Here is a 2,300-nt window from a genome sequence, read left to right on the forward strand (position 1 = left end):
AGTCTTATAAGGTTCAAGTTCGTCAAAGATTGGCCGAAGGACTTCCCATTCTTCATCGGAAAGGTCGCTCGGATATCTCAAAGGCCATTTTTCCAGGTCTGAAGTCATCATAATCCGCGAATTAGAATCCGCATTTCGTATAGATTTGGCGGATTTTATGGCGCCAGGCTCTTTGAAATCAACAGTTTAGTTTTTAGACAGCCTCTCAAACTGAGACGCCACCCAGTCGAATAGCTCCGCACCGGAGTAGCCGCCATCGGCCCAGCCCTTTTAAGTTGCCATTCTGAGTACGCCTAGGTGCCCGCCAAGACCTTGGCGGTGGAGATATGGGTCTTACCCTTGTATTTGGTGCGTGGTGTGGGCGCCTTCTTCGGCCCCCGTTTGCTCTTGCGCCACTGGGCGAGGTTGACGCGGGAGGCCAGGTCGAGCAAGAAAATACACATCGCTTCATGGCTGGATAGAGCGAAACGTGTCCATTCGACGTCGTCGACCGCGATGTTCATGCCCGTGGTGGTGTTGGCCATCTCGGCGGCGAGGTCATACGGCGAAACAGTCTCATCGACGTTGGCGTCCGGATGGGCCGCGCGCAGGGCGGCCATCACGACGGCGTAGAGATTGAAGGCGACCAGGGCCAGACAGAAGCCGAACAAGGCCGCCTCGGGGTAGCCCAAGGTGTTGATCTCGGAGTGAAGATGGGCCTCCAATTTTTGAAAGGCGGTCTCGATGGTCCAGCGGGTGCGATAAATTTCGGCGATCGCCGCGGCCGCGGCGACCTCGGCCGGGAGATGGCTCACGAGGATGAGGGCGCTGTCGCCGTTACGCGTCTTGGTCTTGAGCTTGACCTGGAGACGGCGCCAGATCCAAGTCTCGCCGGTCGGTGCCATCACCGGCACGGCCGGCTCGAAGAGCGCGCCCGTGGGCGAGGTTCCCACACGGCGCATCGGCTCCAAGGGCTTGCAGGGGAACTGGGAAGGCTCGCGGAGGATGAAGCGCGCCGCCGCGCGCTCAATGTGGCACAGAAAGCTCAGCACGCAGAAGTTCCGGTCGGCGACCCACAGATCCTGCGCCGCCACCGTCGCGCTGACCGAACCCAACAGCGCGCGCTCTTGGGCCTGCCCATCGGCGCCGGGAAAGACATCGTCGACGAGGTCGAGGGCCTGGTCGAAGACCACCAGCGACTGGCCCGGCCGCGCGGCCGCGGCGCTCTCGCGCAACGGCTTGAGCCGCCGCTCGCTGGCCTCCACGCAATGGCCGTCGAGGGACTTGATCCGGTAGCCGGGCAAGCGCGGTGGGCGGCTCCCCTGGAGGCCTTCAATGAGTTGGGTGCTCGCGCGGGCGATGTCACGGACCAGCGCTTGGGAGGTCTCCAGCTCAACGCCGCGCCGCTTCCCGTAGACGGCGACAATCGAGGCGGCGATCGTGGCTTTGCGGTACGCGGCGTGAACGCTCGCTTGGGTTTTGCACACGACCTGCAGGAGCAAGCCCACGAGCGAGGAGAACAGAATCTTGCGGGTGTACTGGCTCCCGCGGGTGCGCTCAAACCACGCATCGAGGCGCTCCGCGTTGAGGAGGTGCTCCAGCAAGGCGCGCACCATCACGGCGCCAGGGGCTTGGTCGGCGAATTTCTGCAGGATACCGTCAAACAGGCTCGGGTCAGTGGGGCTGTGGTTCTGGAAATAATCTTATTATACTAGATGTTACGAACACCTTGAAAGGGCTGGCCGAAGGACTTCCCATTCTTCATCGGAAAGGTCGCTCGGATATCTCAAAGGCCATTTTTCCGGGTCTGAAGTCATCATGATCCGCGAATTAGAATCCGCATTTCGTATAGATTTTTCGGATTTTATGGCGCCAGGCTCTTTGAAATCAAGGGTTTAGTTTTTAGACAGCCTCTGAGAAAGGCACTGAGATAGCCCTTATCGCCAATGGTCAAGCCGTGAATCCCGGAGGTCAGATCCCAGAGCGCCTCGCGTTCGTCCGTGGCCGCCGCCGTCACCGTCAGGCCGGTGATGACCCCGTTGAAGGAAATCATCAGATGACCATGAAACCCGTAGTAGTACTCTTGCTTGGCCGCACAATACCCATACCCTACCTCACCGGCAAACACGCGACAGCGCGGCGCGCGGGTGATCACACAAACCGGTAACGGGCCGCCATCGAGGATGTGAATCGGATCCGCCACAGCGCCCAAGCTGAGCGCCAATTGTTGATGAAGGAGCTGTTTCACCACCCAGAGATTGGCGGCTTGTTGAGCGAACGTGGTTCGCGACCCAAGTCCAGGAAACCATGCCCGCCAATGC

The 2,300-nt window shown here is 60.1% G+C and carries 1 protein-coding gene and 1 pseudogene; both read right to left on the reverse strand.

The window, feature by feature from the left end; all coding sequences use genetic code 11:
* Nucleotides 1-293 precede the first annotated feature (293 nt).
* The gene (locus tag CKO27_RS23670) at nucleotides 294-1,595 is read right to left on the reverse strand and encodes a transposase (RefSeq protein ID WP_200377367.1); all 1,302 of its coding nucleotides are present in this window, start codon (nucleotides 1,593-1,595) and stop codon (nucleotides 294-296) included.
* 287 nt (nucleotides 1,596-1,882) lie between these two features.
* Nucleotides 1,883-2,300: pseudogene (locus CKO27_RS23675) on the reverse strand (transposase); the annotation flags it as partial.

This window comes from Thiocystis violacea (genome assembly GCF_016583575.1).
Classification (GTDB): domain Bacteria; phylum Pseudomonadota; class Gammaproteobacteria; order Chromatiales; family Chromatiaceae; genus Thiocystis; species Thiocystis violacea.